Consider the following 5141-nt stretch of genomic DNA (forward strand, 5'->3'; position numbering starts at 1 on the left):
TTGTAGCGCATGACATAAGGCATGCACTTAAAGCCAATCAGCAAATCGCGGCAGACGGCCTTCGCCGGATGGGTACAGTCTTTCGACGCGAAGCTAAAGTTTGCACGTATCGCGAAGATGGTCACAGAGGAACAGGCGCGGACAGTTGCAATAATGCATGAGTTCCGAAACGAGCTGTACCATGTCGGCCTCCAGCACGAAGCCATCCTGCCAGCCATTGCTAATTTCTACTTCTCGGTAGCCTGCGACATTCTGAAGGCGTTTCCCGGGCGTGGTCTTTACTACGGCAATAAGATGGTAATCCCGGAACGCGCGAAGAAGTATTTCAACAGCAGCAGACTCAATCCGGCCGAACTAGGTGACTTCGAGAAGGCGTGCGCAACGCTGAAGGATCGGTGCCATTTTGATAGAGGCAAGACGATCGGTGCGCTCGCGGACTATATGGATTATATCATCACTGAGAACAATGTTTACCTCGATGTCATCTCAACTGGCGTGTTTCCCAAGGGGAAGGGGATCACGCGAGATCAGGCGACAATCAATTGCCAGACATGGCGGCTGGCCTTCTCGCCTGTGGGTCACAAGTTCGCAAGCGAGAATGGCTTTTCCGGCAGATCTATCCATGACCTTGTTGATTGGCTCGCCGCCAACTACCGCCTGACGATCAAGAAGGATCCCGTTCCAGGATGGAAGCGGCGGGTTCAGCGCTTGCGCTCTAAGGCCAACACACATCTGGCCGTCGCCACCTATGTCGACTTCCTGAGAGACACCTTGCAATTCCGCGAGGATCTCGCGGAGAGTTGCGCAGCCGCCGAGGCTGAAATTGACCGTCAAATTGACGAAATTCGTGCGCGCCGTCGAAAGGATTGATCCTCCTATGCTGAGATTCACAGACCCACAGGAGCCAACGATCGCTGATCGATGTATCCGACCACTTTGTTTCGCCGCCCTTGGGGACGAATACTATGGTCTGGATGGGTTCGAGCTCACGCTGCAGGATGGCGCGGTTGCTCGCCGTTTGCTGTTTGGACTTCAGGGTAGTGCCGTTCTCTTCCAGTACCGAGGGCGACATTTCGCCGTCTTCACGCGCCACCAAATAGCAACGATCGCGGGTGAAACAGCAGCGGCTTTTAAGGACCGCTTGGACTATCTGGTAGTGCTGATGGACGATGGCACCGACAGCACCAATATTCCGTTCAACACATACCTATTCTCGCCTGGTTCCACAGAGGATGAAAGTGACTATGTGATCGGTGTGGTCGAGTATGAGATGCTACCATCATACTCACGACATCAGTTCTTCCCCGTCGAACGTCGCCACATCGGTCGCGCTGGTGATTTAGCTTTAGCCTCAGGCTTGCCAAGCCATCTCCAGCGAATGGTGATGGAGAATGGCGGGATGCGGATCCATCCGATCTGCAAGTCGGGACACCTAGAGTCCCGCAGTAACTGCGGCGTGTTGCGATATCCTGAGGACTTAGAGCCTTTGGATGGCATGAGTGGTGGAGCGGTCTTCGTTACTCGATTAGCGGGTGATGGTCATTCCTTCGAGATCTTCTTGGATGGCATTATCCAGCGGGGCGGAGGAGGTTACGTTCGCTATCTCGGTCTCGAAATCATTTTGGACCGGGTAGATGATTACATCTCTCGCCTTCGAAATGTGGCCGCGGCAGACGATGCCTGAGACCTTCGACACGTCCGAGAGTGAAGCGACCGGACGTGGTCCGCGTATTGAGATTCTGGGAGAATACGAAGAGCAATGACGCTGGAAAAACTATCGTCCCCGCAATCCGGAACGCTGGGCGAGCTGCTGACCGTACCAAAGCTGAACACACTCGGACTGGCCGCCTATATGAGCCCCGAAGGCGCACCTGGGCACGATGTCATTGTTGTCGTCGGTGGGCAGCCGAAATCGATCGAGGTGAAGACGCGGCAGTTCCTGCGCCGGCCGACTGAGATCACCCGCTGGCCTGTAGAAATGCACAAGAAAGGCGACGCGGACTTCTTCATCTTCATCGAACTCGATCTGAGGACGATGGCACCAACGTTCTACGTCCTGACGAACGAGCAGGCTCGCGCAGTCCACAGGAACTATGAGGGCGGAGGAAATTGCTATCCTCCAGAAGTTCGAAAGCAGGTAAGCCCACGGTGAGGGCCGTCTTGCGAGGTTTATGCGAACATCGGAAGTCCTAGTGCAAACACTAGGAGTAGTCCTATGACCAAGCATCCGATTGAAGTGATCACGTCTGTCGAGCGCCGTCGGCGCTGGTCTCGCGAGGACAAAGAGCGGCTGGTTGCAGCCTGCCTTGAGCCTGGTGCGGTTCTTTCCGAGATTGCCCGTGCGGCCGGCATCCACGTGAGCCAACTCTTTCGGTGGCGCAAGGAACTCTGCCGGATCGAGGAGCCGTCGACGCAGGTGTCGAGCACCTTGGTGCCCGTGATCGTTTCGGAGGCCGCGCCGGCAGCCCAGCCCGCTGCCTCAGAAGCGCCGGCCTCATCGCATCCCCGCCGGAAGCGCAGCGATGTGACGATTGATCTGGGCCGCGGTCGTCGTGTCCGTGTGGACAGCGACATCGACACGGAGGCACTTGGCCGCATTCTCGATTGTGTGCTGGGTCGGCGATGATCCCGGTTCCTGCTGGTGTGAAGGTCTGGCTGGCGACCGGCCATACGGACATGCGCAAGGGCTTTCCCGGTCTGTCTCTGATGGTGCAAGAGACACTGAAGCGCGATCCGATGTGTAACCGGTGTTCCGATCCCACATTGTCCTCGCCGCCCTGATCTGTGATCGCCTTTCCATGGACGAGCAACGGGAGTTTCTCCATGGAGAGTACATTGGAGTTTCTCACAACCAGGAAGTCTGGACGTGAGGTTCATCGGCATTGGCCTGATGAGGTCAAAGCGCAGATCGTGTCTGAGAGCCTTCGGCCCGGTGCGAAGGTGAATGAGGTCGCTGAACGCTTTGGATTGCGGGCGAACCGCCTTTCGACTTGGCGGACGATGGCGCGGCAGGGCAAGCTTGTTCTGCCTGCACCCGAGAATGCTGTGGAGTTCGCAGCGGTAGTCGTCAATCCACCCGTTTTGGAGCCGCTGATCAAGACTAGCCGCCCCGAGATCATCGTCGGTTCGGTCACGATCCGCCTGGAAGAGGGCGCGTCTGCCGCCCGCATCGCTGCTGTCGCGCGTGCCTGCGCTGTTCCGGCATGATCTTTCCATCGAACCGGGTTCGGATCATGGTGGCGACCAAACCGGTCGACTTCCGCAAGGGCCACGATGGCCTGGCAGCGCTGGTCAAAAACGAGCTGCACAAGGACCCTTTTACAGGGACGGTCTTCGTATTCCGCTCGCGCAAGGCGGATCGCCTGAAGCTGATCTACTGGGATGGCAGCGGTCTGGTGATGGCCTACAAGCGGCTGGAGGAGCACACGTTCACCTGGCCGGGCATCAAAGATGGCCTGATGACGTTGGGCCATGCTCAGTTCGAGGCGCTGTTTGCAGGCCTCGACTGGCGTCGTGTCCGTTCCATGGAGGCAAGAGCGCCGGATGCCATCGAATAGATGCGGCACGATGACTCGGGCGGTAAATTCCAACGGCGAAGCGACGCTAGCTTTGATAGACTTCGGCCATGTTGGACGCCGCCAATCTTCCCGACGATATTGCTGCCTTGAAGGCGATGCTGATCGCGGCGCAAGCGCGTGAAGTTCGCAAGGATGAACGGATCGAGCGGCTAGAGAAGCTGGTCGCCGCCTTCAAGCAAGCCGCCTTCGGCCGCAAATCCGAGAAAGCTGACCCAGAGCAATTCGATCTTGCGCTGGAAGACCTGGAAACGGCCATTGCAACCATCCACGCCGAAGACGAAGCCGATAGCCCTTCTGGGAAGCCGCACCCCAAACCCCGCGCCATCAATCGCGGTTCTCTGCCCGCCCACCTTCCTCGCGTCGAGGAGATCATCAAGCCGGAAAACCTGATCTGCGCTTGCGGCGGAGGCTTGCATTGCATCGGCGAGGACGTCTCCGAGCGGCTGGATGTCATTCCGGCGCAGTTCCGTGTCGTCGTCACCCGTCGCCCCAAATATGCCTGCCGTTCTTGCACCGACGGCGTTACTCAGGCTCCGGCTCCCGCCCGATTGATTCAGGCCGGATTGCCGACAGAAGCGACCATCGCTCATGTGCTGGTGTCCAAATACGCCGATCATCTGCCGCTCTACCGGCAGGCCCAGATAATGAGCCGCCAGGGCCTTGATCTCGACCGATCCACACTCGCCGATTGGGTCGGTCGGGCTGCTTTCGAACTGCGCCCGGTCTTTGACGCATTGATTGCCGATCTGAAGCGGTCGACGAAGCTGTTCATGGACGAGACCCATGCGCCGGTCCTCGATCCCGGCTCACGCAGAACCAAGACCGGATACTTCTGGGCCCTGGCCCGTGATGACCGACCTTGGGGCGGAGGTGCGCCTCCTGGTGTAGCCTTCACCTATGCTCCAGGTCGCGGCGGGTTACATGCCGAGCGGATATTACAGGGGTTCACGGGCGTCCTTCAGGTGGACGGCTATGCCGGATATAATCGGTTGATCGCACCGGACCGTGTCGGTCCCGACATCCGGCTAGCCTATTGTTGGGCGCATGCCCGGCGTAAACTGGTCGAGATCACCCGCAACGGCTCGGCACCGATTGCCGCGGAAGGCGTGAAGCGGATCGGCGAACTCTATCGCATGGAAGACGAGCTGCGGGGTCGTTCCCCAGAGGCTCGCCTGGCCGGGCGACAGGAGCGATCAGCGCCATTGATCGCCGACATGCGGATGTGGCTGACGCAGCATCGCGCCCGCGTCGCTGGCAAGTCGCCGCTTGGCGAAGCTCTGGCCTATATCGCCAAATACTGGGACGGCCTCTGTGTCTTCCTGACTAATGGCCGCATCGAGATCGACAACAACACCGTCGAGAGAACCATCCGGCCGATAGCCCTCAACCGGAAGAATGCTCTCTTCGCCGGACATGACGCCGGGGCGGAGAACTGGGCGACCATCGCCTCGCTCATCGAGACTGCCTTATGCCGCGCGCGGCATAAGGCGGTTTATGCCGACCGGCGAACTATGCCGATTAATCAACTTTTTGCCAACGTTTCCAGCACCATAGCGGCCGCCT

8 protein-coding genes are annotated in these 5141 nt (G+C 58.6%); all 8 read left to right on the forward strand.

What is annotated here, in order from left to right:
• Positions 1–21: 21 nt before the first annotated feature.
• Positions 22–870, forward strand: coding sequence for a hypothetical protein (locus CO667_RS34205; RefSeq protein WP_096772342.1), 849 nt, complete (start codon positions 22–24; stop codon positions 868–870).
• Positions 824–1684, forward strand: a complete 861-nt coding sequence (locus tag CO667_RS34210; protein WP_141399591.1) for a hypothetical protein — start codon at positions 824–826, stop codon at positions 1682–1684. The genes CO667_RS34205 and CO667_RS34210 overlap by 47 nt, the downstream gene beginning before the upstream one ends.
• Before the next feature lie 75 nt (positions 1685–1759).
• A complete protein-coding gene (locus CO667_RS34215; protein WP_096772344.1) occupies positions 1760–2152 on the forward strand; it encodes a hypothetical protein in 393 nt (130 codons plus the stop codon).
• Between the two features lie 63 nt (positions 2153–2215).
• A complete protein-coding gene (locus CO667_RS34220) occupies positions 2216–2626 on the forward strand; it encodes a transposase (RefSeq protein WP_096772345.1) in 411 nt (136 codons plus the stop codon).
• The gene (tnpB, locus tag CO667_RS34225; protein ID WP_096772346.1) at positions 2623–2781 is read left to right on the forward strand and encodes an IS66 family insertion sequence element accessory protein TnpB; all 159 of its coding nucleotides are present in this window, start codon (positions 2623–2625) and stop codon (positions 2779–2781) included. Before CO667_RS34220 ends, tnpB (CO667_RS34225) begins: the two co-directional genes overlap by 4 nt.
• A gap of 42 nt (positions 2782–2823) precedes the next feature.
• The gene (locus CO667_RS35215; RefSeq protein WP_141399592.1) at positions 2824–3207 is read left to right on the forward strand and encodes a transposase; all 384 of its coding nucleotides are present in this window, start codon (positions 2824–2826) and stop codon (positions 3205–3207) included.
• The gene (gene tnpB / locus CO667_RS35220; RefSeq protein WP_141399593.1) at positions 3204–3557 is read left to right on the forward strand and encodes an IS66 family insertion sequence element accessory protein TnpB; all 354 of its coding nucleotides are present in this window, start codon (positions 3204–3206) and stop codon (positions 3555–3557) included. Before CO667_RS35215 ends, tnpB (CO667_RS35220) begins: the two co-directional genes overlap by 4 nt.
• 68 nt (positions 3558–3625) lie before the next feature.
• The coding region (locus CO667_RS34235; protein WP_245424683.1) for an IS66 family transposase at positions 3626–5141 on the forward strand (1516 nt) is incomplete at its 3' end.

The organism is Rhizobium sp. L43 (genome assembly GCF_002531725.1).
Lineage (GTDB): Bacteria > Pseudomonadota > Alphaproteobacteria > Rhizobiales > Rhizobiaceae > Rhizobium.

Excerpts from the sequence above, each read along its gene's own strand:
- tnpB (WP_141399593.1), top strand. The coding sequence starts at position 3,204 with ATGATCTTTCCATCGAACCGGGTTCGGATCATGGTGGCGACCAAACCG.
- CO667_RS35215 (WP_141399592.1), top strand. The coding sequence starts at position 2,824 with ATGGAGAGTACATTGGAGTTTCTCACAACCAGGAAGTCTGGACGTGAG.
- tnpB (WP_096772346.1), top strand. The coding sequence starts at position 2,623 with ATGATCCCGGTTCCTGCTGGTGTGAAGGTCTGGCTGGCGACCGGCCAT.
- CO667_RS34215 (WP_096772344.1), top strand. The coding sequence starts at position 1,760 with ATGACGCTGGAAAAACTATCGTCCCCGCAATCCGGAACGCTGGGCGAG.
- CO667_RS34205 (WP_096772342.1), top strand. The coding sequence starts at position 22 with ATGCACTTAAAGCCAATCAGCAAATCGCGGCAGACGGCCTTCGCCGGA.
- CO667_RS34220 (WP_096772345.1), top strand. The coding sequence starts at position 2,216 with ATGACCAAGCATCCGATTGAAGTGATCACGTCTGTCGAGCGCCGTCGG.